The following is a 25,948-nucleotide window of genomic DNA, read 5'->3' on the forward strand; positions in this document are numbered from 1 at the left end:
GCTCAGAGCACCTGGTCGAGGAACCGGCGAAGCCGCGGATGCTCGGCCCGCTCGAAGATCGCCTCGGGTGGGCCGGCCTCCAGCACCACGCCCCGGTCCATGAAGGCGACGGTGTCGGCGACCTGCCGGGCGAAGCCCATCTCGTGGGTCACCACCACCATGGTCATGCCGGCGGCGGACAGGTCGGCCATCACCGCGAGGACGCCCTTGACCAACTCCGGGTCGAGCGCCGAGGTGGCCTCGTCGAAGAGCATCACCTCGGGCCGCAGCGCCAGCGCGCGGGCGATCGCCACCCGCTGCTGTTGACCACCGGAGAGCTGCGCCGGCCGGGAGTTCGCCTTGCCGGCCAGCCCCACCAGCTCCAACTGGGCCCGGGCGACGGTCTCCGCCTCGTCCGCACCGAGCTTGCGCAGCCGGCGCAGGGCCAGCGTGACGTTGCGCAGCACGCTCATGTGCGGAAAGAGGTTGAACTGTTGGAACACCATGCCCACCCGCTGCCGCAACGCGTCCGGGTCGTCGCTCAGCACGCTGCGCCCGTCCAGCAGCACGTCGCCCCGGTCCGGTTCGATCAGCCGGTTGATGGTGCGCAGGAGGGTGGACTTACCCGACCCGGACGGCCCGATGACGCAGGCCGTCGCGCCCCGGGGCACCGAGAGGTCGACGCCGCGCAGCACCCGGTTCGGTCCGAAGGCGAGGTGCACGTCGCGTACGTCGAGGCTGACCGATGTCGTCGTGGCGGTGGTCATCGCCGATCTCCTTCCGTCGCTGCGTACGACGCGATGTCGTCGTCCTCTTCGGTCGACGCGGTGGCCGGCCGACCGTTGCGCAGCCGCCTGTCGATCCAGTTGACGACGTGCGTCAGCGGGACTGTCAACGCCAGGTAGCAGAGCCCCGCCAGCAGCAGCGCCGACTCGTTGCCGGTGGTGGCCGCGTAGTCCTGCCCGATCCGGAACAGCTCCCGCTGGCTGGCCACCAGGCCGAGGAAGTAGACCAGGCTGGAGTCCTTGATCAGCGCGATGAGCTGGTTCACCCAGGCTGGCAGCACCCGCCTGATGCCCTGCGGAATGATCACCAGCCGCATCGATTCTGCCCAGGAGAAGCCGAGCGCCCGCGAGCCCTCCAACTGGGCGGCCTCCACCGACTGGATGCCCGAGCGGAAGATCTCCCCGATGTACGCGGCGGCGATGAGCGACAGCGCCAGGATGCCCAACGGGTAGGGGTCCGGCCCCCAGACCTGCATGCCCAGCGGGGCCAGCCCGACGCCGATCAGCAGGATCGTCGCCGCGGCCGGCAGCCCTCGGAACACGTCGGTGTAGACCCGCGCCGGCCAGCGCAGCCAGCGGCTGCGGGAGATCCCGGCGACGGCCAGCAGCAGGCCCAGTACCGAGCCGAGCAGGGCGGCGGAGACCGCCAGGATCAGCGTGTTGGGCAACCCGACGGTCAGCATCTCGGGCAGTGCCTCGCGCATCGCGTCCCAGTCGAAGAAGGTCTCCCACAGGGTGCTCAACGGATCCATCGGTCGCTCCTCCTACCGCCCCGCTCGCTCGTCACCGGCTCAGGACGCGGTCGACGCGGACGCCGACGGCGCAGCCGACGCGGACGGGGCCTGCACAGTGCCGCTGCCCGGCGTGAAGTCCGCCGGGATCGGCCGGCCCGGGTAGTACTGCGCCTGCAACCGGCTCCAGGTGCCATCGGCGACGACCTCGTCGAGGCCCTTGTTCAGCGCCTCGCGCAGCTTGTCGTTCCCCTTGGCCACGGCGTACGCGGTCGGTGCCGGGCTGAGCTCCTTGGCCGCTACGGTGATCTTGCCGTTGCTGTCGGTGGCCGACTTCTCGCCGATCTCCGCCGGGGCGATCCAGGCGTCGGCGGTGCCCGCCTTGAGCTGGTTGATCGCGCCGTTGTAGTCCGGCACCCGCACCGGGTTGAGCTGCTTGCCGCTGGCGTAGTCGTCCTGGACGGTGCCCTGCACCACCACTACCCGCTTGCCGGCGAGCTGGTCGAAGCCGGTGATCGGCGAGCCGGCCGGGACGTCCAGGCCGAAGTAGCCGAAGTCGTAGCCGTCGCCGAAGTCGACAGTCTTCTTGCGGGCCTCGGTGATGGTGATCGAGGAGCTGCCCACGTCGAACTTGCGGTTGTTGACCTGGCTGAGCAGCGCGGAGAAGTCGGTGCCGACGAACTCGACGGTGAGGCCGAGCTTGCCGGCCACGGCGGTCAGCAGGTCGTTGTCGAAGCCTGTGAACTTGCCGTCCTTGAGGTACACGTTCGGCGGGGCGTCGGTCAGCGTTCCGGCGCGCAGCACACCCGCCTGGGCCAGGCCGTACGGGTTGGCGGTGGCGTCGGACGAGCTGTCGTCGCCGCAGGCGGTGAGGGCGGTGGCGGCAAGGATCGTGGCGGCGCCCAGGGCGGCGGCGCGGGTCAGGGCAGGAAGGAATCGCACTGGTGTCTCCGAAGGGTGGTGTCTCGGCGCGCACGGACGTGCGCCACCGACGGCGCGCCCCGATGGGCGTACCGGTGGGAAAGAGCTGGGGAAGGGGGTGCTAGAGCGCGGTGCCGCGACAGGCGGCGCTGCACATTCGCATCATGTCCACGTGCCGTCGCCGGATCAGTGCGGGCGAGGGTCGACCGGTGCGGGAGTCCGCGACGTCGGTCGGTGGTGTGGTGCTGAGGATGCGCATGGTTCTCCCGGGTCTGTGCTGACCTGGGTGCCAGGCCACGCTTGCACCGACGTCCTGCCGGTGCCTGGTCTTCACCCGGGGCACCCCACCGCGGAGGAGGGTTGCCGGCCAGCGAGCCGGGGCTTCGCGCTGGCACTCATGACCTGCGCCGAGGCTAGCAGCACGAACCTGTGGATCGTCCAGTCGTTATGACCACGCTCACGCCGCGCGACGGTCCGCCGGCTCGCAGGTCAGCCGGCGTGCACGTGCGGTCGACGGTGCGGGTCGGGCTCCTGGCGGCGCAGGATCTCCCGGGTCACCGAGGCGATGGCGCCCTGTCCGAATGCCAGGTAGCGCAGGAAGTTGCGGGTGGGGCCGCCCTCGGACCACTCGAAGTAGATGTGGGGGCGCCGACGGCTGCGGTCGCGGATCTCCAGCAACAGGGCGGCGAGCGCGGTGGGCACCGACGAGCTGGCCAGGCTGAGCACCGGGAAGCGGCCGTCGACCACACTGCCGCGGATCAGCAACTCGGTCTCGAAGTCGGACGGGTCGGTGACAGTGACCTCGACGAAGATGACGTCGCTGTCGTCGGGAAAGTCGTTGTCCGCCATGGTCTGCGCCAGCTTGGCGCGGTACTCCGTCTCGTCGCGCCGGTCGGGTTCGTGCGCGATGAGGCGAATCCGTCGTCCGGCGCGTTCGTCGATCATGCGGGCCGCGGCGTGGTCCAGCTCGACGTGGTCGACGCGCAGCTCGTAGGCCCGCATCAGCCGGGACAGCACCGACACCAGGACGATCCCGCCGATGAAACAGGCCGCGATCTTGACGCCGCTCGGACGCTCCACCACGTTCGCGACAGTGGTGTAGACGAAGATCACCGCGATGACCCCGAACGCGATGGTCCGGCCGCGCTGACGCTGCCGCAGCGCCGCGAGCGTCACCGCCGTCGCGGCCGAGGTGATCAACACCAGGACCCCTGTGGCGTACGCGCCGCCCTGCGCGTCCACGCTGGCCTCGAAGACGATCGTGATCAGGAACGCCACCGCGGTGAAGACCAGCACCAGCGGCCGGACGGCTCGCGCCCAGGTAGGCGCCATGCCGTAGCGGGGCAGGTAGCGCGGTACGAGGTTGAGCAGGCCAGCCATCGCCGACGCCCCGGCGAACCAGAGGATTCCGATGGTGGACAGGTCGTAGATGGTGCCGAACACCTCGCCGAGGTGGGCGTGCGCCAGGTAGGCCAGCGCGCGCCCGTTCGCCGGCCCGCCCGGCTGGAAGGCCTCCGGCGGAATGAGCACTGTGGTCGTCACGCTGCTGGTGATCAGGAAGACGCTCATGATCACGGCTGCTGTGGTGAGCAGCCGGCGGGCGCCACGGATCCGGCCCAGCGGTCGTGCCTCCGAGTCCTGCGGGTCACCCCGTACGCTCGGCATGACAGCCACCCCGGTCTCGAAGCCGGACAGACCCAACGCCAGCTTCGGAAAGACCAACAGCGACAGCCCGACCACCAACCACGGATCGCCGTGCCCGGTGGTCAGCATCGTGGTCCAGTCGCCGACCGCGCTCGAATGCGTCGCCACCCGCCAGAGCGCGTCGGCCACCACCACGGCGTTCAGCGTCAGATAGACAGCGACCAGGACGACGGCGATCCCGATGGCCTCGGTGAATCCCTTGAGGAACACCGCGCCCAGCAGCGACACCAGCAGCAGCGTGACCAGCACCTCGTGATCCTTGAGCCCGCTCGGCCAGAACGGGTTCTCGTCGATGTGCGCCGTCGCGTCGGCGGCCGAGAGGGTGATGGTGATGATGAAGTCGGTGGCCGCGAAACCGAGCAGCACCAGCACCAGCAACTTGCCCGGCCAGTAGCTCAGCAGGCGTACCAGCATCGCGATGGAACCCTCACCGTGCGGGCTCTCCACCGCCACCCGTCGGTAGACCGGCAGCGCCCCCAGCAGGGTCACCAGCACCAGCACCAGGGTCGCCACCGGTGAGAGCGCCCCGGCGGCCAGCGCCGCGATGCCCGGCTGGTAACCCAGCGTGGAGAAGTAGTCGACCCCGGTCAGGCACATCACCTTCCACCACGGGTGGTGCCGGTGCTCCGGCGGACGTCCGCCTGGTCCCGGGTGCTGCGCGGCCTGGTCCGAGTCGGCGTCGAGCAGCCACCCCCGCAACCGACCGGCGCGCCTGTTGACCTCCATCGGCGCGTCCCCCGTCATCCCGCCCATGGTCACCGTGAGTATCCGCCCGCCGGGGCGTGCCCGTCCGCCGGTGCCCGGAACTCGCCCGGCGTCAGCACGGGTTTCGGGTCAGATACAGGGGGGAAGCAGCGCCCCCGGGTTCGCGGAATCACGCCGCACCGGACGTCACCGGGGGAGGGACAGGGCATGGTCGGTGGCCGGCGCTCCCGCTCAGGTGATGGGTTCGGTCGCCAACTGGACGAGTACGAGACCAGGGTCGGCGTGCCGCCATCGACGGAGTCGCCCCATCCACCCGCCGCTGGCGTAGTGGACAGCGCCGTCTACATCAGGGGGCACCGGTTCGCCTCGCCGTCCGGCCTCGCCGAGACGTACCGCTGCCTCCAGGAGCAGGACGGCGCGATGGCCTGGATCGGGTTGTACCGACCCGACATCGAGCAGATCACCTCGCTGGCCCGCGAGTTTCGGCTGCACGACCTGGCGGTCGAGGACGCGATCAACGCCCACCAGCGGCCCAAGCTGGAGAGGTACGGGCACACCCTGTTCGTGGTGCTGCGCGCCGCCCGCTACGACGACCTCCGGGAGGAGGTCGAGTTCTCCGAACTGCACCTGTTCATCGGCCCGGGCTTCGTGGTCACCGTCCGACACGGTGAGGCGCCCGACCTGGCCGCGGTGCGGCGGCGGCTGGAGACCGAGGCGCAGATGCTCGCCCGGGGGCCGGAGGCGGTCCTGTACGCGATCCTCGACCAGGTCGTCGACGGGTACGCGCCGGTGGTGGCCGGGCTGGAGAACGACATCGACGAGATCGAGACCCAGGTGTTCGGTGGCGACCCGAACGCCAGCCGCCGCATCTACGGGCTCAGCCGCGAGGTCATCCAGTTCCAGCGGGCCGCCCGCCCGCTGCTCAGCGTGCTCGACGCGCTTGCCGACGGCGCCGGCAGCGCCAGCGCCGACGAGGAACTGCGCCGCTACCTTCGCGACGTGACCGACCACCTGACCCAGGTGGTGGAGCGGGTGGACGGTTTCCGGCACCTGTTGCAGAACATCCTCACCGTCAACGCCACCCTCGTCTCGCAGCAGCAGAACGAGGAGATGCGCAGCCTCACCGCGGCCAGCTACAGCCAGAACGAGGAGCTGAAGAAGGTCTCCTCCTGGGCGGCGATCCTCTTCGCTCCCACGCTCATCGGCACCGTGTACGGCATGAACTTCGTCCACATGCCGGAGCTGAACTGGCGCTTCGGCTACCTCTTCGCGCTGCTGTTGATGCTGCTGGTCTGCGGCACCCTCTACGTGATCTTCAAGCGGCGCGGCTGGCTCTGAGCCGCGCGGCCGGGATCACTCGATGCCGCGAAGGATGTGCCGCTCGTCCTCGACGTCGTCGTCGCCGGCACTGATCCGGCCGAGCAGTACGGCGGCCGCCCAGATCGTCAGTGGCGTGGCCGCCCCGGTCATTCCGCCGCCGGTCCGGTCGTCCCGGGTCTGGCTCCGCTCCGTGCGCGGTGGCCTGCGCTGAGCCTGCATGGGCCCTGCCTCTCCTCGTCGAAGCCGCCGTGGGTGGCGCGGGGTGACCCCGCGTCACACCGGCCGGGCGGACCGCCTTAGCAGCCCACCACCGGTACGACAGCCACTCGAACCTTCCCACGCCCGGCCGCATCCGCACCGCTTGTTTTCGGGTTTCCGACTGTCGCCCGCCAAACCGGACATTACGCCTCGGCAGTCGAGGAGCGGTCAAGGCAGCGGGTGGGCGATGCCGCGCGCGTGGTCGGTGAGCGCCGCGCCGACCACTGTCGCGGCCAGCGGCAACACCTCCAGACAGCGCCGCACCGCAGCGGCCATCAGCGTGTTCGGCACCCGCATGGAGAGTGTGCAGTGCGGCACCCACCTCCCCGGCTGGTAGTGCTCGGCGAGGGCGATGCCGGCGGCGGCGAGCCGGTCGTGCACCAGCCGGTGGTGCGCCAGCAACTCCGGGGTGGGCGCCGGGCCGAGCCAGAGGACCCGACCGACGAACTGGCCGGCGTGCTGGAAGTCGAGCCGCAGCGGGGCGGCCACCACCGTCCCCTGTAGCGCCTCGGCAACCTGCTCCCTGTCGAGACGGGGCGCCACCATGAGCGAGACGTGCGGACGGTGGCGCTGCTCCAGCAGCGAGCGCATGCTCTGCACCCCCTCGGCCTCCAGGGCGTCCCAGAGCACCCGGATCCGGCGGGTGGCGTCCGGGTCCAGGTACAACTCCACCGCGGCGACCATTCGATCACCGTAGCGGCCGAGGTTTGCGCGCCCTGGTCCGGCGGTACCTGTTCGGAAACCGACCAGGAAGGCGTACCAGTGGACGTGAGTGACCTGCTGACCGAGGCGTACGACAGGCTGCCCGACCTCGTCCGCGCGGCCGTCGACGGCCTCAGCCCCGAGCAACTGCGCCACCAGCCCGAGCCGGACGCCAACTCGGTCGGCTGGCTGGTCTGGCACCTCACCCGGGTGCAGGACCACCACGTCGCCGACCTGCTCGACGCCGAGCAGATCTGGGCGAGCGGCGACTGGGCGGATCGGTTCGGGCTCGCCGCCGACCCCGACGACACCGGCTACGGCCACTCGCCCGCTCAGGTCGCCGCGGTGCGGCCGGAGAGCGCGCAGGCGCTGATCGACTACTACCAGGCGGTCGCGACGCGTACCGGAGGCTTCCTGGCCGGGCTGGGCCCGGCGGACCTGGACCGTGTGGTCGACGAGGCGTGGGACCCGCCGGTCACCCTCGGCGTCCGGTTGGTCAGCATCGTCGACGACGATCTGCAACACGTGGGCCAGGCCGCCTACGTGCGCGGCCTGATCGAGGCCGGCTGACGCGGCCCTCACCCTCTTCAGGTGAGCCGGGGTCACCCCGACGTGGGTGATCCTGCGGGAAACCGTGGGGAGGGGACCCGATGGGCGCGACGGCGGAGCAGTACCTGCGACAGTTGGACACCGGTCGGCGGCCCGACCTGCCGGAGACCACAGCGGGGACGCTGCGGCTGGACGTCCGCGACGACGGCAGCACCGATCACTGGTACCTGACCATCGCCGACCAACAGGTCCGGGTGACCCGCTCAGCCGAGGACGCCGAGCTGGTGGTGCGGGCCGACCGGGCGGTCTTCGATCGGATGGCCCGCGGCGAGCTGCACCCGGGCGCGGGCCTGCTGCGCAACGAGCTGACAGTGCAGGGCAACATGCAACTGCTGATGCTGCTGCGGCGGATCTTCTCCGGACCGGACGGCGCCCGTCACCCGCACGAGCTGGGCCGTGCCGCGCTGGTTGGCAGGGCCGCGCTGGTGGGCCGGGCCGCGACGACAGCTCGGAATGAGCGGTCGTGAAGCAGGAACTGGTGCACGTCATCGCCGGCAACCTGTTCGCGATCAGCGACGCCCAGGGCGACATCGAGGCCGATCCGCAGGCCCCGCTCGGACTCTTCGCGTACGACACCCGGTTCCTGTCGCACTGGGTGCTCACGATCGACGGTGAACGGATCAACGCGCTCTCCCGCGACGACCTCACCTACTTCGAGACCCGGTTCTTCCTGGTCCCCGGAGCGGCGAGCCACTACGTCGACGCCGACGTGTCGATCATCAGGCACCGCTCGGTGCACGACTGTCTCCACGAGAACATCACAGTGCTCAACCATTCGTCGCAGCCCGCCGAGTTCACCGTCCGGGTGGAGATGGCCAGCGACTTCACCGACATCATCGAGGTCGGGCAGCTCCGGCAGCGGGCCGTCGAGGTCAGCGCCGACCCGGCGAGCCAGCGGCTCGTGCTGCGCTACCAGCGGGACCACTTCGTCCGTGAGACCACGGTGCGCAGCACCGTCCCCGCCGACGTGGACGAGCGGGGAATGACGTTCCGGATCCGGATCGCACCCGACGGCAAGTGGGAGACCGACCTGCACGTCAGCGTGACAATGGGCGGCGAGGACGGCCGGGATATCCGCGCCGACATCGAGTCGCACCAGCAGACCGTGCGGACGGGGATGCGCGAGGACCTGGTGGACTGGCTGGACCGGGCACCGCAGCTGGTGGCCGAACGCAAGGGCCTGGAGGAGCTCTACCAGGGCAGTCTCGCCGACCTGGCGGCGCTGCGCTACAGGCCGCTGTCGTACCGCGAGCGGGTGCCGATCGGTGGTCTGCCGTGGTCGATGGGGTTGTGTGGGCGGGACGCCCTCATCACCTGCCTCCAGACGATGGCCTTCACCCCCGAACTGGCTCCCGCGACGCTACGGATGCTGGCGCTCATGCAGGGCGGCCAACTCGACGACGCGCTGGACGAGGAGCCCGGCAAGATCCTGGCCCAGCTCCGGTACGGCGAGACAGGGGCGTTCAGCGACCGGGCTAGCGCGCTGTACTACGGCGCGGCGGACACCACACCGCTGTTCGTCGTGCTGCTCGACGAGTACGAGCGCTGGTCCGGTGACGCGGAACTTGTCCGCGCGCTGCGCCACCCGGCCCGGATGGCGCTGGACTGGATCGACGAGTACGGCGACCTGACCGGGGACGGCTACCTGCGCTACCAGAGTCGCAACGAGCGCGACGGCACCATCAACCAGTGCTGGAAGGACTCCCCGGACGCCATCGTCGATGCCCACGGTCGGCAACCCGCCTTCCCCCGCGCCACCTGCGAGTTGCAGGGCTACGCGTACGACGCGAAGCGGCGTGGCGCCCGGCTGGCCCGGGAGTTCTGGGGGGACCCCGCGTACGCCGACCGGTTGGAACGGGAGGCGGCAGCGCTGAAGGAGCGCTTCAACCGGGACTTCTGGCTGCCACACCGGGAGTACTACGCGTTGGCGCTCGACCCGTACGGCGAACCGGTCGATGCGCTGGCCTCCAACATCGGGCATCTGCTCTGGAGTGGGATCGTCGCTGACGACCGAGCGGAGGCTGTCGCCGAGCACCTGGTCGGGCCGCGACTGTTCAGTGGGTGGGGAGTACGCACGTTCGCCACGGGGCAGCGCACGTACAACCCGGTGGGCACACACCTGGGCGCGGTGTGGCCGTCGGACAACGCGCTGATCGCCGCCGGGTTGCGCCGCTACCGCCTCGACGCGCAGGCGGCCCGGATCGCGGACGGCATCTTCGACATGGCGCAGACGCTCGGTGGCGCGGTGCCGGGAGTGATCGCCGGCTACGCGCGCGACCTGACGACCTACCCCGTCCAGTTGACGACGAGCTGTCGCCCGCAGGCGTGGGCGTCGGGGGCGTTGCTGATGCTGCTCGGCACCATGCTGGGCCTGCGACCCACCGGCGACAACCTTTTGGTCAACCCGGCGGTGCCGGAGGGGTTCGGTCGGCTGGAGCTGCTGGACATCCCGGGCCGTTGGGGTCACTCCGACGCCTACGCGAGAGACCGGACCACCGAACGTCGGCAGCGTCTGCGTTGAGGCGGCGCGGCAGCCCTCGGCCCGGCGACGGTCGGCGTCGAAGTCAGCCCATGGTCCTGGCGCCGTCGATCGACTCCCGCAGGATGTCGGCGTGCCCGGCGTGCTGGGCCGTCTCGGCGATCAGGTGCAGCAGCACCCGGCGGACCGTCCAACTCGCCCCCGGCTCGAACCACGGCGCCTGAGGCAGCGGGTGCGCCGCGTCCAGGTCGAGGGAGGCTGCCAACTCGTCGGTCTGGGCGGCCACCTCCTGGAAGCGCTCGACCAGCCCCGCGAGGGTCTCGCCCGGCAACATCTGGAACTGACCAACCCAGTCGATCTCCTCACGGCCCATCGCCTCCGCGCCACCGACGGCGAAGAGCATCCACCGGTGCTCGACGCCGGACACGTGCTTGATGAGGCCGCCGAGGCAGAGCCCGCTGACTGTGGGGCGGCTCGCCGCCTGCTCGTCGGTGAGCCCGTCGACCGTCTGCAGGAGGAAACCGCGGTGCCTGCGGAGTGTCTGCAGGAGGTCGGCGCGTTCACCGGTGAGCTGCTCAGTGCTGGTCATGCCGCCACCCTTCGTTGATGTCCACCGGTGCCACCGTAGGGCGAGGCACCGACACTTTCCGGGTACGACACCTCCTCGACCGAAGACCCCCCAGCGGTTGCCGATCCGCGCCGGCGGCGGTCCACTGAATGACATGGGTGTGATTAAGGTGGGCACGTCGTCCTGGGCGGACCAGTCCCTGCTGCGCTCCGGGTGGTACCCCCGCTCGGCCAGCACGCCGGCCCGTCGACTGGGCTTCTACGCCAGCCGGTTCCCGATGGTCGAGGTGGACACGTCCTACTACGCCATCCCGGTGCCGGAGACGACACAGGGCTGGGTGGACGCCACACCTGACGACTTCACCTTCGACGTCAAGGCGTTCAGCCTCTTCACCGGTCACCCGACACCGGTGGCCGTGCTACCCCGGGACCTGCGACCGGCCAGCGGCCCGAGCCGGATCCGCCGCCGAGACCTGCCGGAGCCGGCGTACGACGAGCTGTGGGCCCGGTTCCGCGCGGCCCTCGACCCGATCGCGGCGGCCGGCAAGCTCGGTGTGGTGATGTTGCAGTTCCCGCCGTGGCTGGTGCGCAGCCCCGCCGCCGAACGCCGGATCATCGAACTGGCGCAGCGCTGCCGGCCGTGGCGGGTCGGTGTGGAGTTGCGGCACGGCTCCTGGTTGGACGACGACGCCGCGGCGGACACTCTGGACCTGCTACGCGCCCACGACCTGTCAGTGGTCTGCGTCGACATGCCACAGGGGCACCCGTCGTCGGTGCCGCCGATCCTGACCATGACGGCGGAGCCGGCGATCGTCCGGTTCCACGGTCACAGCGACGCCTGGGGCGAGGGCGACAAGCAGGAGAAGTTCCGCTACGCGTACGCCGAGGCCGAGCTGCGGCACTGGGCCGGACGGCTGGCCGAGTTCGCCGATGTCTCCGACGAGCTGCACGTGCTGTTCAACAACTGCTGCGCCGGGCAGGCCCAGCACGACGCCACCCGGCTGGCGCAACTGCTCGCCGAGACGATGGTCGTCGAGCAGGCCGTCCCGGCGACCGGCTGATCGCCGCACGGGCCGCCCGGCCCGACGCCGGTCCGCTCAGGACCGCCGCCCCCGGCTGCGCAGGGCGTCCTGGGTCGACTCGCCGATGTCCGCGTCGTCGGGGAAGCTCCGGCCGCTGGGGGCGGGATCGGGTGGGGCACCCGGTCCGGCCATCGTCGTACGGGTCGGCTCGACCGAGCCGAAGCCGTGTCGTCCCGCCGGGTCCGACCGGCCCGCAGGGGCACCAGCGCGTCGCTCTCCGCGCCGTCCCTCGGGCACCGCTGTCTCCTCGCTGCCCTCGTCCATCGGTGAGTCGTCGTCAGTGCCCCAGGGCGCGTCGGCGTCGAAGCCGTCGCTGGTGCCCCACGGCTTGGTCGCCTCCGGCTCCAGCCGGTCGTTGTCACCGCTGCGTCCCTTGTGCGCCGTCATGGCCACCCCGCTCGTCGGTCCGCCGCCACGGCGGACGATGTGCCGTCCTCGGTTGCGGGACCGCCCGCCCCGGCGCGGCGCACGACATGTCGCCGGCACGCCGCCGCGCGCGACCCGTCATCGCTCCGGTGCGCGCACAGGCCGGCCAGCGCCCCGCCGTCGAGGTGGCGGCGGGACGCCGGTCGGCCCGACGTTCAGCGTCCGGCCATCGCCATCGGCCGCTTGCCGTTGCTCATTCCCGCCATCTTGATCATGCTCTTCGCTCCACCGCCCCGGCTGAGCATTCCCCGGAACACCTGCCCGGGCTTCTGCTGCTCACCCATGTACGCGGTGACCACGACCAGGGTCCCGGTCAGCGCCGGAATGGCCCACTGGAGCAGCTTCATCTGCCGCTGCGACGAGGCCACGCTGGCCGGAGTCTGGTGGTTCGGCTCGGTGGCACCGCTCACCGACGGACCGCCCGCCTTCTCCAGCCGCATACCGATCAATCGGCTGTAGCCGGTGACCGCCAGCGCGCCGATTGTCAACGCGGTCTTGATGGCGCTGGCCCGGCCCACGCCGGACTGGGCCGCCACCCGTGGACTCTCGGTCACCAGCTCGCCGACGGCGCCGGCCAGGTGGGCGCCGATCGCGGCCGCGTTGACCGGTGTCCACTTGGACCATCCGGCCGAGGCGACCGGGAGCCGCTGGGTCGAGTCGCTGATTTTCGCAGCTGCGCCGTTGACGCCGAAGGCACCCATGAGGGAGCCGCCAAACCAGGCCGCCAGGCCCAGATCGTGCATCGAGCGCAGTGCGGTATGCCGTTCGGACATGTGATCCCCTTCCGCCGTGTCGGGCGGTGCGGCTTACCCGCCGGTCGGGCGGCTAACCCCGCCCCGGGCGGGCCGATCCCTGCCGTGGCGAGCCGTTACCGGACATCCGTGGCGTCGGCGGGTCGACCTGCCCCGAGCAGGAGTCGTTCGCCCGGTGGCGGGTAGATCCCGAGCGACGCCGACGAGAGGGGAACGCGATGTCGCAGCCGGACGAGAGCCGGGAGAAGACCCCCAAAACAGACGCGGTGCTCATGCACCCCGACAACGACCCACACCGGAACACCGCGGAGGTCGCACCCCGCAAGGAGCACGCCGAGATCCAGGTGGAACGCGACGGTGAGCTGGTGCCGCTGGACCAGGACGAGTGAGCCGACCGGCCGGTACGGCTCAGCGGGGCGGCAGGTCGCCGACGAACCCGGCGATCCGCCGCGCCAGCGGAGCACTGGCGCGGACCCAGGTGAAGTGGTCCACCGTCGTACCGGCCTGCGCCACTGTGTACCGCTCCCGGGTCACCGGCGCGTCGGCGAGCTTCGCGCAGAGGTGGTCCATGGTCTCGTGCGGGGTGAACTGGTCGTCGTCCACACTGACGGCCAGCACCGGGGTCCGCACCGCGCGGACGGCGGCCTCGGTGTCAGTACCGTCGAGCCGGGGGAACCGGCCGGTCCGCGCGGTGTGGGCCCAGTCGCGGATCACGCCGCGTGCCTGCCGACCGCCGAAGCCCCAGCCCGGCCAGACCCCGAGCAGGGCCGCCGTGGCGGCGATCCCCTGGGTGTAGGGCAGTACGCCGAGGCCGCGCCGGCCCGGGTAGCTCCGCCAGTACGGGATGCCGACCGCCACCAGCGCCAACCCGTCCACCTCGCCGCTGCCGTGCACGGCGAGGTGCAGCAGCGCTGCCTGCCCGCCGAGCGAGTGCCCGAGGAGCAGTCGGGTTCGGCCGTCCAGACGTGGCTTGAGGGCGGCCAGGACGGCGCCGACGTCGCCGGCCAGTTCGGCGTAACCGTGCCGGTCCGCCCGACTCGGCGCGGGCGTGCTCGCCCCGGTGCCGCGCAGATCCGCCACGACCACTGCCAGCCCGGCAGCGCGCAGCGCGGCGGCGAAGGGCCGGTAGTAGCGGGCCCGGACCCCCATCGCGGGCCAGATCACGACCACCGGCGCGCCCGACACCCCGGCCGGCTCCGGATAGACCTGCACACCCAACCGGCCACCGTCGACGTCGACGAACTCCTGCGCGTACTCCGGGTCCCCGTTCACCGGCCCAGCCTACGGCCTGACGTTACCGACGGGTAGCAGTAGGCCGCGGGGTCCACGACAACGCTGGGCAGACGTGCCGCGCGCTCGACGGACGCGACGGAGGGCCCCGCCGAATGGCGGAGCCCTCCGAAGGACGCTGCGGTCAGGAAACCGAGATCGCCCCGTTGCTGGCCCGCACGCAGGCCACCGCACGGGCGCTGGTGGAGGCCGCGCCGCTCAGGCACTGGCCGAGCACCTGGTGCCCGGTGGCGTTCGGGTGCCACGACTCCTGGCAGGTCTGGAAGTAGGTGACGCAGGTGTTGGCGATGCGCTGGATGGCGATCTTGTCCTTGCCGGCGAGGCTGGTGACGAAGGTGCCGGTCGCGCCGTCCTGAAGCCGGATCGGAGTGGCCAGCGCGCCGCTCGGGCTGCTGGTCTGCTCGCAGAGCCGGGCGCCGTTGAAGGCCTGCTGCACGCTCAGGTACACCAGGTCGTCGGCGGGGAACTCGGCGGCCAGAGTGTCCCGGGTGGACTTCACGATGCTGCCCAGACCCTGGGAGAAGCGGTGCCCCGGCGCCAGGCTGGCCCGGTGGATCGGGCAACCGGCCGCGTACCGCTCGGCACCCAGGTCACGGAACTTGTCCCGGGTGTCGTCCCGGCTGTCCTCCTCGTGGAACTGCTGGTTCAGGTCCAGCGGCAGCGGGTTGGTGTAGTCCTGGAACACCACCCGGTGCTGCCCGTCGGCATCCACCTGGTCGAGGGTGGTCAGGATCTGGCGTACGGCCGCTGTGGTCTCCGCGGTCGCCGCGCTGAGCTGCGCGGCGGTGGCCAGGTCGGCGTCGCTGCACGGCTTCTGCTCCACCGGCCCGTTCAGGTACGCCCAGAACTCCCACCAGCCGGTCCACGCGTCGGCGATGAACCGGTTGGCGCACTTCTCCGCGACGCTGCCGAAGGTGAACGAGCTGTTGTTGGAGCCGAGCCCGATCAGCACCAGGTCGATGTCCTGGGTCTGCGCGACGGCGCGCAGCTGGCTGAGCTGCGAGGCGACGGTACGACCGTTGGTCCGCGCCTGGGAGGCGTTGGCGATGTCGTGTGGCTGACCACCGGAGCAGGCCAGATTGAATCGGTTCTGGATGCCCGGCAGGTTGGCCTGGTTGAGCGAGGCGTTCGCCGAGCGGTGGCAGAAGAACGCGTTGTTGTTCGCCGCGGTCCAACCGGGGAAGCCCTGGCTGACTCCGTTGACGTCGACGACAGGGGTGTACGCCCCGGCGCCCTCGCCACTGATGAAGCTGTCGCCGAGCGCCACCGCGGCGGTGGGCAACGCGGCGGACGCGGGTGCGGGCAGCGCGACGGCGGTCGACAACGCGGCCATGGCGATCGTTAGTCCCGCGGCGAGCGCGGTACGCCGGAACCTGGGCATGGGGCCCCCAACCATCGAAAGATGAAAGATTCTCTGAGAGCGCGATCAGATCACCCCTGCGCGACAGGCGTCAATGGCCCGTAACAGATTCGTTCGACGAAAGACATGCGTCCGTAGACATGACGGGCTACCGCGTCGAGATTGGACCCGTACCCCGGGTTGTCGACAGCCCTCGGCGCGGAGTCAGCGACCGGTCGGGCGATCGCGGCGGCGCAGCAGGGCCGCGCCCACGGCATTCAGACCGACACCCCAGATCAGGAGTACGCACAGCCACTGCACCCACCGCAGCGCGGTCATGTTCCCCGAGAGCAGGTTGCGCACGCTGCCGAACGGGGTGAGCCACGGCTGCGCCGGACGGAGCGCGTCCACAGCGCCCAGCAGTGCGAACAACACCAACGGCAGGATGATCGTGGCCAGGAACGCCAGCATCACCGAGCGCAGCAGCAGGCCCAGCCCGGTGCCCACCAGACCGGCGACGACCTGCACCAGCACACTGCCCACCGCGACCGTCCCGGCGAACCGCCACGGCGCGTCGTCGACGTCGGCCGGGGTGAGGGCCAGCGTCGCGGCGCAGATCAGCACACCGACCACGCCGATGACGACCGCCGGCAGCCCCACCGCGAGCACTGTGGGCAGGACCGGGAGGCGAACCGGCGCCCGGCGCAGGTCGCGGACCAGCAGGATGCCGAAGAGCGGGGTCGCGACCGACATCAGGCTCTGCACGGTGCCCGAGAGTTCGGCGAAGGCCCGGTCGGCGGGATCCGCCGCAGAGACCAGCGCCACGGCGGCCAGCAGCCCGGTCACCAGGGTGCCCACCAGCAGCCACCGCCGAGCCTGCGTACCGAGGGAGCGCCGCAGCGCGTCGCGAATCGTCTCGTCCACCGGGAGCACCCTCCGAGGACCGGTCGGGTGGGTGAGCCTACCGGAGGTTGGTGCCCCTGCGTGATCCGGCGATCACAGCCGTACCGAGCTGCTCCTCGTGCTGTCACTGACCGTCCCGGTCGAGGCCCGCGCCTCGCACGTATGCGGCACCTCGTTCCATTTGTGCTCACCGGATGTGACAGACGTGGACAGTGCCCGATACCGCTCTCTAGAGTTCCCCCGTCTGGCTGTCTTACATCCACGGGGGTTGCGGTGGCCACTGGCCGCTCCATGCATGCTGTCCACATCCACAAACCGTCCACGATGCACCGACCACCCACGCGCGGCCTGCTCGCCGCCGGGATCGCGGCGTCCATCGGCGTCGCTCTGCTCGCCGCACCCGCGTCGGCCGCACCCGCGTCGGCCGCACCGGCGGGGGGCGCCGCCGCGAGCGGCGCGGCCGGCCCGGAGGCCGTCCAGGCAACCGCCACGGCCACGCGCACCGGCCAGCGGGTGGAGATCGTCTCCGCCCGCACGGAGCTGACCCAGGTCTTCGCCAAGCCGGGCGGGGGCTTCGTGTCCGAAACCGCCGCCGTTCCCCAGCGAATCCGTCAGAGCGACGGATCCTGGTCCGACGTCGACCTGTCCCTGCGGCGCGGCGCCACCGGCCTCCGACCGGCGGTCTCCCCGACCGACCTGGTGTTCTCGTCCGGAGGGCACGGTCCCGCGGCCACGCTGACCAGTGGAAAGAGCGCGATGACGCTGGGCTGGCCGGGTGGGCTGCCCGCGCCGACCGTGTCCAAGGACGCGGCCACCTACCCCGAGGTACTGCCCGGTGTGGACCTGGTGCTCACGGCGACCCACACCGGCTTCACCCATGTCCTCGTGGTGAAGACACCGCAGGCGGCGGCGAACCCGGCGCTCCGGGAGATCCGGTTCGACCTCGGCGGCGACGTGCGGGTCCGGCGGGAGGCCGACGGCTCGCTGCGGGCGCTCGCCGGCGAGACCGAGGTGGCGCGCGGCGCGGCGGCCGAGATGTGGGACTCGGCCGGCTCCGGCCGCTCGGCCCGCTCGGCGGCGACCTCGTCGCCGTCCGGCCCCGGCGCAGCCGCCCGCACCGCCCCCGTGGCGACCGCTGTCGACCGCGCCGGCGACCTCGTGCTGCGTCCGTCGCCGGACCTGCTCGACCCGGCCAAGGCCACCTTCCCGGTGTTCATCGACCCGGCCTGGTCCGCCACCCGCTCCCGCTGGGCGTACGCCACGAACAACAACTCCACCAACAGCGACACGACGGCCGCCCGGGTCGGCAAGAATGTCGATTCCGGCGTCATCTACCGCTCCTACTTCGAGTTCCCGATCACGGCGCTGAGCGGCAAGCTCATCAGGTCGGCCTCCGTCCAGGTGGGGGTGACCCACACCTGGTCCTGCTTCGACACCCCGACCTACCTCTACCAGTCGGCGGGCATCGCGAGCACTCCTCGCACCGCGTGGGCCCCCGCACTGACCACGCTGCGGGCTTCCGCAAGTTCGCACGTCGGTGCGACTGGCTGCGCCGGCTCACCGCAACCAGCCATGACCGTGCGATTCACCGGCAGCGTCGCCGCCGGCCTCAGCAGCGCCACGGCCGCTCACCAGTCCTCGATCACCTACGGGCTCTGTGCCTGTAGCGACTCGGCAGGGACCGGCGAGAGCACGTTGGATCGGTGGAAGAAGTTCGACCCGAGCACGGCGCGCCTGCTCGTCGACTACGACTCGGCGCCCACACAGCCCACCAGCCTCCAGGCCGGCGGCGCGGCCTGCGTCGCGGGCGGCCGGGTCACCCGGACCACCCCGCCGACCCTCTCCGCCGTCTTCCCCGACGCGGACACGGGCCAGGTCCTCCAGACGTCGTACGAACTGCTGGAGATCCCCGCCTCGGGCACCTACGACAGCTCCACCCCCCGGATGAGCCCGCCGACGGGCTCGACAGTGGTTGCCGGCGCGCGGTCCACCACGGCCGCGGTGACCGGCACTGCCAGCGGGAAGTCGTACGCGTTCCGGGCGCGCAGCGACGACAGCTACGTGATCAGCCCCTGGTCGGCCTGGTGTGAATTCACCGTCGACGACCAGCCGCCCGCGGTGAGTGTCGACGCCGTTTCCACCCCGGCCCCACCCGGGCAGCTCTACACCTACAAGCTGCGCTCGCCGGACCCGGACGTGGTCAGCTTCCGCTACGGCTGGAGCAGCCCGCCCACCGAGGAGGCGGAGGCCGGCACCAGCCTCGGCTACTCCGGCAAGACCGTGTCAGTGACCCTTGCCACGCCGGCGTACGGCACCAACACGCTGTACGTCGCCGCGGTGGACAGCGCCGGGAACGTCGGCCACGGCTCGCTTGTTGTCGAGGTGGCACCGTAGTCGGACGGCTGAGAGACAACCGGTCACGGCGCGGCTAACGCGTCGAATCCGGACAGCGGCACACGATGGCGGGGCCCGCATCCACAACGAGGATGCGGGCCCCGACTGCGGGGTGCCGTCGTCGTGTCGCATCTGCCGGTTAGGCTCGCTGCGGCGCGCGCCGGCCGACTGACAGTTCGGACGCGGCACCACACCGCCGAGACCGGGGAGTACGACCAGTTGACCGCAGAGCCTGACACCCTGTACGGGGCCGATGACCTCACTCACCTTGAGGGGCTGGACGCTGTCCGCAAGCGGCCCGGCATGTACATCGGTTCCACCGACAGCCGTGGCGTGGGTCACCTCGTCAACGAGATCCTCGACAACTCCACCGACGAGGGTGTCGCCGGTCATGCAAGCCACGTCGAGGTGATCCTGCATGCCGACGGCTCGGTGCAGGTCGACGACGACGGCCGGGGCATCCCCACCGACGTGCACGCCAAGTCCGGCATCTCCGGCGTCGAGCTGGTGCTGACCCGGCTGCACGCCGGGGGCAAGTTCGGCGGCTCCGGCTACAAGACCTCCGGCGGTCTGCACGGCGTCGGCGCGTCGGCGGTCAACGCGCTGTCCCGCCGCTTCGACGTGACCGTCCGCCGGGCCGGCAAGATCCACGCGATGTCGTTCCGGCACGGCGTTCCGGGCATCTTCGACGGCGACGGGCCGGACGCCCCCTTCACCGCCGGCCCCGGGCTCCAGGTGACCGGCGCCATGAAGCGCGGCCAGCGCACCGGCACCTCGATCCGCTGGTGGCACGACGCCCGCTACTTCGAGACCGGCGCCGCGCTCGACATCGACGCCGTCCGGATGAAGCTGCGCAACACCGCGTTCCTGGTCCCCGGCGTGACCTACCTGCTGCGCGACCTGACCGGCGAGGCGCCCGCCGAGGAGCGGTTCCACTACCCCAACGGGCTCAGCGACATGGTGGAGTTCCTCGCCCCGGCCGGCGACCGGCCGGTCTCCGGCACCCTGCTTGTCAACGGCGAGGGCACCTACCGGGAGAACGCCGCCGACGCCAACGGCGTCATGCAGTCCAACGTGCAGCGGCGCGCCGAGGTCGAGGTGGCGTTCCGGTGGGGCACCGGTTACGAGCGCACCGTCGAATGCTTCACCAACACCATCCGCAACGCGCACGGCGGCACCCACCGCAAGGGGTTCGAGCGGGCCCTCGTCCGTGCGCTCGCCGACGCGATCCGCAACACCCGCGGTCTGCTCAAGGCCAAGGAGGAGCCGCCCACCCTGGACGACGTCCTGGAGGGGATGACGGCGGTGGTGCACGTGCGGATCCCCGAGCCGCAGTTCACCTCGCAGACCAAGGACGAGCTGTCCACCACCGGCATCACCAAGGTCCTCCAGTCCCTGGTCGACGCGCACATCAAGGCCTGGCTGGAAGATCGGCGCACCAAGGCCGAGGCGCGCACAGTCCTGCAGAAGATCGTCGACGCCGCTCGGGTGCGGCTCACCCAGAAGCAACAGAAGGACGCCGCCCGGCGCAAGACCGCCCTGGAGGGCGCGTCCATGCCGCCGAAGCTCGTCGACTGCCGGGCCACCGGCATCGATCGCAGCGAGCTGTTCATCGTCGAGGGTGACAGCGCCCTGGGCACGAGCCGGATGGCCCGTTCCTCGGAATACCAGGCGCTGCTGCCGATCCGCGGCAAGATCCTCAATGTGCAGAAGGCCAACCTCCAGCAGGTTCTGGACAATGCCGAGTGCGCGGCCATCGTGCAGGTCCTCGGCGCTGGTTCGGGGCGCACCTTCGACCTCTCCGCGCTGCGCTACGGCCGGGTGCTGATCATGGCCGACGCCGACGTGGACGGCGCCCACATCCGTACGCTGCTGATCACCCTGTTCGCCCGGTACATGCGGCCGCTGATCGAGGCTGGTCGGCTCTACGCCGCGATGCCGCCCCTGCACAAGATCACCACCAAGGGGCGCAGCCCGCAGACCGTCTACACCTACACCCAGGCCGAGATGGAGACGACGGTCCGCAAGCTGGAGAAGGCCGGCAAGCAGATCGTCACGCCCATCCCACGGTTCAAGGGTCTCGGTGAGATGGACGCCGACGAGTTGTGGGACACCACGATGAACCCGGCCACCCGGGCCGTCCGCCGGATCACCCTCGACGACGTCGACGCCGCCGAACGCATCCTCGAACTGCTGATGGGCGAGAAGGTCGAGCCGCGCCGCAACTGGCTCATCGACTCCGCCGACCGCGTCGACCGGGATGCGATCGACGCGTGAGCGAGCGACAGCGAGCGAATCTTCGATGCAGCGCCCGTTCCGTTCCAGTTCCAGTTCCGATGGAGAGCTGAGTCATGGCACGCCGTAAGGAAAACAAGGTCGACCTCTCCTCGTTCGACCAGGCCGGCGCGCGGGTGTTCGACAACCCGCTGGTCACCGAGGTTTCCGACTCCTACCTGGAGTACGCGTTCTCGGTCATCCACTCCCGCGCCCTGCCCGACGCCCGTGACGGCCTCAAGCCCGTGCACCGGCGCATCCTCTGGTCGATGTACGAGCAGGGCTACCGCCCGGATCGCGGGCACGTGAAGTCTGCCCGAATTGTCGGGGATACAATGGGAAAGTACCATCCGCACGGTGACACGGCGATCTATGACGCCATGGTCCGGCTCGCCCAGGACTTCTCCCTCAACGTCCCGCTCATCGACGGGCATGGAAATTTCGGGTCCCCAGACGATGGACCGGCCGCGTCGAGATACTGCGTTACCGGAGATACCCGCATTCGACTTGTTGACGGCACCAGCCCTCGAATTGCTGACCTGGTAAGCCTCCCTGCAGACAGCGAAGCCGATGTTGACTTCGAGGTGCTCGACAAAGACGGTAAAGCTGTCCAGGTCGACAAGGTGTTCAACTCCGGCGTCCATCCGACGGTCCGGATCGGCACGGAGGCCGGGTTCTCGCTCCGGGGCAGCGAGAATCACCTCGTGCTCTGTCTTGAGGCGCCCGCGGGCGTTCCCCTCTTCCAATGGCGACGGCTAGACGAGCTTGCAGTTGGTTCGATCGTCTGTGTGGCACGGAACGCTTGGTCCCAGGTCATACCCACCGCTCGTGAATACTCGCTGGGCGTCCTCGGCGGCGCGTGGGCGTCCGAGGGCTTCGCGAGTGAGTCCAGGGCCGGGTTCAACAACACCGACGAGCACTTCTTCGGTGAGGTTCTGCATGCGTACGATCAAGTGGTTGGTGGTCGGCGGTACGTCAGCGAACGGCAGACCCGTCGCGACCGGAAGCGTGTCCAGGAAATCGATGTTCAGATTTATGCCGGCGGTATGGACGCTTTCCGTGCAAGTCCGCTGGCCGAATTCATCGGGCACCAGGCCCGGGACAAGTTCGTACCGCAATTCGTCTGGAACGGTGGCTGGGGTGTTAAGCGCGCCTTCCTCATGTCCCTTTTCGAAGGGGACGGCAGGGTGCGGGTCGCCAAGGACAGCTTTACCATCCAGTACACGAGTTACAGCGAGCGGCTCACCAGGGAGGTCCAGGAGCTGCTCACCGAATTCGGGGTTGTTGCCTGCTGGCGCCGTTACACGCGCCCCAGCGGCTCGGTCGAGCATCGCTTGGTGATTTCCGGCCTGCGAAACATCAAGGCATTCGCCAATCGGGTGGGCTTCCTCCGCACCAAACAGGCAAAGCTGAACAAGGTTCTGCGACACGCGCCGTTGCGCCCACATCGGCTGAGCAAGGACCACGTTCCCTTCGTTGCCAGTTACGTGCGTGACACCTTGGACTTCGACCGTCGTGGTAGCGGCCGCAAGTGGCTGACGACGCACAACTTCGATCGCGTCGAGCGATGGGAGACCGAGCGCCTCCGGATCATCGATCGCATCAAAGAGCCGGAACTTCTGGCGACCATTCTCCCGATCATGGACTCTGGCTACCGGTTCGAGCGCGTCACCGAGGTGACGCCCTGCGAGCCGGCGGAGGTCTACTCGGTTCGGGTCAAGTCCGAGGACCACTCCTTCCTCGCTGGCGGTTTCGTCAACCACAACACCGAGGCCCGCATGTCTCGCGAGGCCATGCTGCTCGTCGGTGAGCTGGGCGAGGACACCGTCGACGTCGAGCCCAACTACGACGGCTCGCTGACCCAGCCGACAGTGCTGCCGGCGGCCTTCCCCAACCTGCTGGTCAACGGCGCGTCCGGGATCGCGGTCGGAATGGCCACCAACATGATCCCGCACAACCTGGCGGAGGTCGTCTCCGCGGCCCGCTGGCTGATCAACCACCCGGACGCCACCCTGGACAAACTCATGGAGTTCGTCCCCGGCCCCGACCTGCCCACCGGCGGCGTGCTGCTCGGCCTCGACGAGGTGCGCCGGGCGTACGAGACCGGGCGCGGCGTGGTGCGGATGCGCGGCAAGGTGGAGATCGGCCCGATCGAGGGCAGCCGGGGCCGCCAGGCGATCACAGTGGTCGAGCTGCCCTACGGCGTCGGCGCGGAGAAGGTCATCGCCGCGATCACCAACGAGGTCACCAAGACCAAGCGGCTGACCGGCATCGCCGACGTCAAGGACCTCACCGACCGGGAGAGCGGCACCAGGCTCGTCGTCGAGTGCAAGGTCGGGGTCAACCCGCAGGCGCTGCTCGCCGACCTCTACCGGCTGACCCCGCTGGAGCAGTCGTTCGGCGTCAACAACCTGGTCCTGGTCGACGGGCAGCCGCGCACGCTGGGCCTCAAGGCGTTGCTGGAGGTGTTCCTGGCCCACCGGTACGAGGTGGTCACCCGGCGCACCTCGTACCGTCGGCGCAAGCGCCAGGAACGGCTGCACCTGGTCGACGGTCTGCTGATCGCGCTGCTGGACATCGACGAGGTGGTCAGGCTGATCCGGGGCAGCGACGACGCGCAGGCCGCGAAGGACGGGCTGATGAGTCGGTTCGGCCTCTCCGACATCCAGGCCACCTACATCCTGGACACTCCGTTGCGCCGGCTGACCAAGTTCGACCGGATCGAGCTGGAGGCCGAGCAGGAACGGCTGCGCTCCGAGATCGCCGAGCTGAGCAAGATTCTCGACGACGAGCGGGTGCTCAGGAAGGTGGTCTCCGACGAGCTGGCCGCAGTGGTCAAGCAGTTCGCCACCGAACGTCGTACGACCCTTGTCGACGGTGACCTGAAGGAGGTGCTGGCCGCGTCCGCGCCGGCCGGCCCGCTGGAGGTCGCCGACGACCCGTGCCAGGTGATCCTCTCCGCGACCGGGCTGGTCGCCCGGACCGCGGCCGAGTCGGAGGAGAGCTCTGAGGGGCGCCGACGCAACGGCCGGGTCAAGCACGACACGGTACGCGCCATCGCGCACTCCACCGCCCGTGGACGGGTGCTGCTGTTGACCAGCGCCGGTCGGGCGTTCAAGGTCGACGTCCTGCCGCTGCCGGTGCTGCCCGAGCAGGCGGGCACCGTGTCACTGCGGGGCGGTATGTCCGCGGCCGAGCTGGTGCCGTTGGCGGCGGGGGAGACCGTCGTCGGCCTGGCCCCGCTCGGCGGGCAGGCGGAGGGCTCACCGGGGCTGGCGTTGGGCACCCGGCAGGGCGCGGTGAAGATCTGCTCACCGGAGTGGCCGGTGCGCTCCGACGAGTTCGAGGTGATCGGTCTGCGCGACGGTGACGAGGTGGTCGGGGCGACCTGGCTGACCGACGGCACCGAGACGCTGACCTTCGTCACCTCGGAGGCGTCACTGTTGCGCTTCCCCGCCGGGCTGGTGCGGCCGCAGGGCCTCAAGGGCGGCGGTATGGCCGGCATCAACCTGCCGGCCGGGGCGCGGGTCGCGTTCTTCGGCGCGGTGCGCACCGACGACCCGGGGCACGGCGAGCCGATGGTGGTCACCTCCACCGGCGCGACGGTCAAGGTGACGCCGTTCAAGGCGTACCCGGCGAAGGGCCGGGCGACCGCCGGCGTGCGCGCACACCGGTTCCTCAAGGGTGAGACGGACGTGGCCGTCGCCTGGGTGGGCCCGCGACCGGTCGGCGCGACCGGCACCGGCGACCCGGTGGAGCTGCCCGCGGCGGACCCACGCCGCGACGGCAGCGGCTTCGCGGTGATGCTCGGCCCAACTGTCGTAGGCCATCTGATCGAACGCGACTGACCCCCACCCGCGTTGTCGTGCCGTCCCCAGGGCGCACGCCCGGCGTGCGCCCGGTGTTCCTGGCGTGCGTCCGGCGCGCCCGGCGCGCCGATCGTGCTCGATCCTGGAAGTAGTGGTTCACCGACGCGGTGATGCCACTCGATCCCGGATCGAGCACGATCATCCCTGGGCGAGGTCAGCAGGTGCGGGAGTTGTAGGCGGCCCAGTAGGGGCCGCTGCCCTGAGGAGGGTAGAAGCGGTAGTTCCCGTCGGGCGAACGCTGCAGGACGAATTGGTGCGAGCCGTACGGGCTCCGGGATCCCGTCGCCCCGTGGTACACCACGTACAGCCATCCGTTCTGGTTGTCGTGCTGCACCAGCTTGTCGCCGGCCTTCGTCCAGCTGTTCCGGCCTGCGGAGCCATCCGCTGAGAGGCCCTTGTCGCGCTGGAAGTTCCTCGTCGCGGCATCGGTCTGGTCGCCGAAGACGCCGTCGACCCCGGACGAGGGCAGGTAGCCGTTCGCCCAGAGAATGGTCTGCCAGAGACAGGCGACGTTCGAGTTGCGGTGCGTGGTGACGTTGGTGACGCCTTCGTCATCGAAGTCGTCAGACACCGCGCCGGTGCCATGGACGAAGGCCCGGCCCGTGTAGGAGCCGCTGGCCACGGCCGGCGTGGCGACGGTGACGCTGACGCCGATGGCCAATGCCGCGCCGATGGCGGGCACGGCAACTCTCCTGAGGATGCGGCGGGTGGAGCGGAGCGACGACATGTATCTCCTTTGGTCGGCAATCATGAGGGGGCAACGGTGCTGAGGCGTCGTGTCAGCCGGCAGTGTCAGGCCCGGCACGACGAGGCGAGGTGGCCTCGCGGCAGGTGTGGGCAGACGGTCCCGTTTGACCTC

At 70.4% G+C, this 25,948-nt stretch carries 21 protein-coding genes, 3 pseudogenes and 1 riboswitch; of the genes and pseudogenes, 11 read left to right on the forward strand and 13 right to left on the reverse strand.

From position 1 onward, the window contains the following. Positions 1-2: 2 nt before the first annotated feature. From AB0C20_RS06900 to AB0C20_RS06915, 4 genes are all read right to left on the reverse strand, one after another. Complete coding sequence (locus AB0C20_RS06900) at positions 3-746, reverse strand: amino acid ABC transporter ATP-binding protein (protein WP_357567551.1); 744 nt, start codon at positions 744-746, stop codon at positions 3-5. Continuing rightward, positions 743-1,516 (reverse strand): amino acid ABC transporter permease, encoded by a 774-nt coding sequence (locus AB0C20_RS06905; protein ID WP_357567552.1) that lies wholly within the window; start codon positions 1,514-1,516, stop codon positions 743-745. The genes AB0C20_RS06900 and AB0C20_RS06905 overlap by 4 nt, the downstream gene beginning before the upstream one ends. A gap of 39 nt (positions 1,517-1,555) precedes the next feature. Then, a complete protein-coding gene (locus AB0C20_RS06910; protein ID WP_357182167.1) occupies positions 1,556-2,437 on the reverse strand; it encodes an ABC transporter substrate-binding protein in 882 nt (293 codons plus the stop codon). A 270-nt stretch (positions 2,438-2,707) separates the two neighbouring features. Next, a riboswitch (SAM riboswitch) is annotated at positions 2,708-2,819 on the reverse strand. An 86-nt stretch (positions 2,820-2,905) separates the two neighbouring features. After that, positions 2,906-4,864, reverse strand: coding sequence for an amino acid transporter (locus tag AB0C20_RS06915; protein ID WP_357567553.1), 1,959 nt, complete (start codon positions 4,862-4,864; stop codon positions 2,906-2,908). Between the two features lie 168 nt (positions 4,865-5,032). Here AB0C20_RS06915 and corA point away from each other — a divergent pair, with 168 nt between their 5' ends. Next, entirely contained in the window at positions 5,033-6,163 is a 1,131-nt protein-coding gene (gene corA / locus AB0C20_RS06920; RefSeq protein WP_357182173.1) for a magnesium/cobalt transporter CorA, read from the forward strand. A 15-nt stretch (positions 6,164-6,178) separates the two neighbouring features. Here corA and AB0C20_RS06925 read toward each other — a convergent pair whose 3' ends face one another. After that, complete coding sequence (locus AB0C20_RS06925; protein WP_238677098.1) at positions 6,179-6,364, reverse strand: hypothetical protein; 186 nt, start codon at positions 6,362-6,364, stop codon at positions 6,179-6,181. 207 nt (positions 6,365-6,571) lie between these two features. Continuing rightward, entirely contained in the window at positions 6,572-7,087 is a 516-nt protein-coding gene (locus AB0C20_RS06930; RefSeq protein ID WP_357567554.1) for a 2'-5' RNA ligase family protein, read from the reverse strand. A gap of 78 nt (positions 7,088-7,165) precedes the next feature. Between AB0C20_RS06930 and AB0C20_RS06935 the strand changes: the two genes are divergently transcribed. From AB0C20_RS06935 to AB0C20_RS06945, 3 genes are all read left to right on the forward strand, one after another. Then, on the forward strand, positions 7,166-7,675 hold the full coding sequence (locus tag AB0C20_RS06935) for a DUF664 domain-containing protein (RefSeq protein WP_357567555.1): 510 nt from the start codon (positions 7,166-7,168) through the stop codon (positions 7,673-7,675). Positions 7,676-7,755: 80 nt separating this feature from the next. Continuing rightward, entirely contained in the window at positions 7,756-8,181 is a 426-nt protein-coding gene (locus AB0C20_RS06940) for an SCP2 sterol-binding domain-containing protein (protein ID WP_357567556.1), read from the forward strand. Beyond that, positions 8,178-10,235: a glycogen debranching N-terminal domain-containing protein gene (locus AB0C20_RS06945; protein WP_357567557.1), complete on the forward strand. Its 2,058-nt coding sequence runs from the start codon at positions 8,178-8,180 to the stop codon at positions 10,233-10,235. The genes AB0C20_RS06940 and AB0C20_RS06945 overlap by 4 nt, the downstream gene beginning before the upstream one ends. A gap of 43 nt (positions 10,236-10,278) precedes the next feature. Here the strand turns inward: AB0C20_RS06945 and AB0C20_RS06950 are convergent, their stop codons facing one another. Continuing rightward, positions 10,279-10,782, reverse strand: a complete 504-nt coding sequence (locus tag AB0C20_RS06950) for a DinB family protein (protein ID WP_357182192.1) — start codon at positions 10,780-10,782, stop codon at positions 10,279-10,281. Positions 10,783-10,915: 133 nt separating this feature from the next. On the opposite strand from AB0C20_RS06950, the gene AB0C20_RS06955 reads away from it, so the two are divergent. Further along, positions 10,916-11,821: a DUF72 domain-containing protein gene (locus AB0C20_RS06955; RefSeq protein ID WP_357567558.1), complete on the forward strand. Its 906-nt coding sequence runs from the start codon at positions 10,916-10,918 to the stop codon at positions 11,819-11,821. A gap of 36 nt (positions 11,822-11,857) precedes the next feature. On the opposite strand, the gene AB0C20_RS06960 is transcribed toward AB0C20_RS06955, so the two are convergent. Then, positions 11,858-12,229, reverse strand: a complete 372-nt coding sequence (locus AB0C20_RS06960) for a hypothetical protein (RefSeq protein ID WP_357182197.1) — start codon at positions 12,227-12,229, stop codon at positions 11,858-11,860. A gap of 194 nt (positions 12,230-12,423) precedes the next feature. Beyond that, a complete protein-coding gene (locus AB0C20_RS06965; protein WP_357182200.1) occupies positions 12,424-13,041 on the reverse strand; it encodes a hypothetical protein in 618 nt (205 codons plus the stop codon). A gap of 197 nt (positions 13,042-13,238) precedes the next feature. On the opposite strand from AB0C20_RS06965, the gene AB0C20_RS06970 reads away from it, so the two are divergent. Continuing rightward, complete coding sequence (locus AB0C20_RS06970; protein WP_158629581.1) at positions 13,239-13,409, forward strand: hypothetical protein; 171 nt, start codon at positions 13,239-13,241, stop codon at positions 13,407-13,409. 19 nt (positions 13,410-13,428) lie between these two features. Here AB0C20_RS06970 and AB0C20_RS06975 read toward each other — a convergent pair whose 3' ends face one another. From AB0C20_RS06975 to AB0C20_RS06985, 3 genes are all read right to left on the reverse strand, one after another. Then, the gene (locus AB0C20_RS06975) at positions 13,429-14,292 is read right to left on the reverse strand and encodes an alpha/beta fold hydrolase (RefSeq protein WP_357182204.1); all 864 of its coding nucleotides are present in this window, start codon (positions 14,290-14,292) and stop codon (positions 13,429-13,431) included. Positions 14,293-14,434: 142 nt separating this feature from the next. Beyond that, on the reverse strand, positions 14,435-15,691 hold the full coding sequence (locus tag AB0C20_RS06980; protein WP_357182207.1) for a hypothetical protein: 1,257 nt from the start codon (positions 15,689-15,691) through the stop codon (positions 14,435-14,437). A 183-nt stretch (positions 15,692-15,874) separates the two neighbouring features. Continuing rightward, positions 15,875-16,573, reverse strand: coding sequence for a hypothetical protein (locus AB0C20_RS06985; RefSeq protein WP_357182210.1), 699 nt, complete (start codon positions 16,571-16,573; stop codon positions 15,875-15,877). A 303-nt stretch (positions 16,574-16,876) separates the two neighbouring features. Between AB0C20_RS06985 and AB0C20_RS06990 the strand changes: the two genes are divergently transcribed. From AB0C20_RS06990 to AB0C20_RS07010, 5 genes and pseudogenes are all read left to right on the forward strand, one after another. After that, on the forward strand, positions 16,877-18,946 hold the full coding sequence (locus AB0C20_RS06990; RefSeq protein ID WP_357567559.1) for a hypothetical protein: 2,070 nt from the start codon (positions 16,877-16,879) through the stop codon (positions 18,944-18,946). Positions 18,947-19,114: 168 nt separating this feature from the next. Then, positions 19,115-21,223, forward strand: a complete 2,109-nt coding sequence (locus tag AB0C20_RS06995; protein ID WP_357567564.1) for a DNA topoisomerase IV subunit B — start codon at positions 19,115-19,117, stop codon at positions 21,221-21,223. Positions 21,224-21,297: 74 nt separating this feature from the next. After that, positions 21,298-21,699 (forward strand): annotated as a pseudogene (locus AB0C20_RS07000) (DNA gyrase subunit A); the annotation flags it as partial. 12 nt (positions 21,700-21,711) lie between these two features. Then, a pseudogene (locus tag AB0C20_RS07005) lies at positions 21,712-22,593 on the forward strand (LAGLIDADG family homing endonuclease); the annotation flags it as partial. A gap of 393 nt (positions 22,594-22,986) precedes the next feature. Beyond that, positions 22,987-25,068 (forward strand): annotated as a pseudogene (locus tag AB0C20_RS07010) (DNA gyrase subunit A); the annotation flags it as partial. 175 nt (positions 25,069-25,243) lie between these two features. On the opposite strand, the gene AB0C20_RS07015 reads toward AB0C20_RS07010, so the two are convergent. Continuing rightward, positions 25,244-25,816 (reverse strand): peptidoglycan-binding domain-containing protein, encoded by a 573-nt coding sequence (locus tag AB0C20_RS07015; RefSeq protein WP_357182216.1) that lies wholly within the window; start codon positions 25,814-25,816, stop codon positions 25,244-25,246. Positions 25,817-25,948: the final 132 nt, after the last annotated feature.

The organism is Micromonospora sp. NPDC048843, assembly GCF_040649965.1.
Lineage (GTDB): Bacteria > Actinomycetota > Actinomycetes > Mycobacteriales > Micromonosporaceae > Micromonospora > Micromonospora hortensis.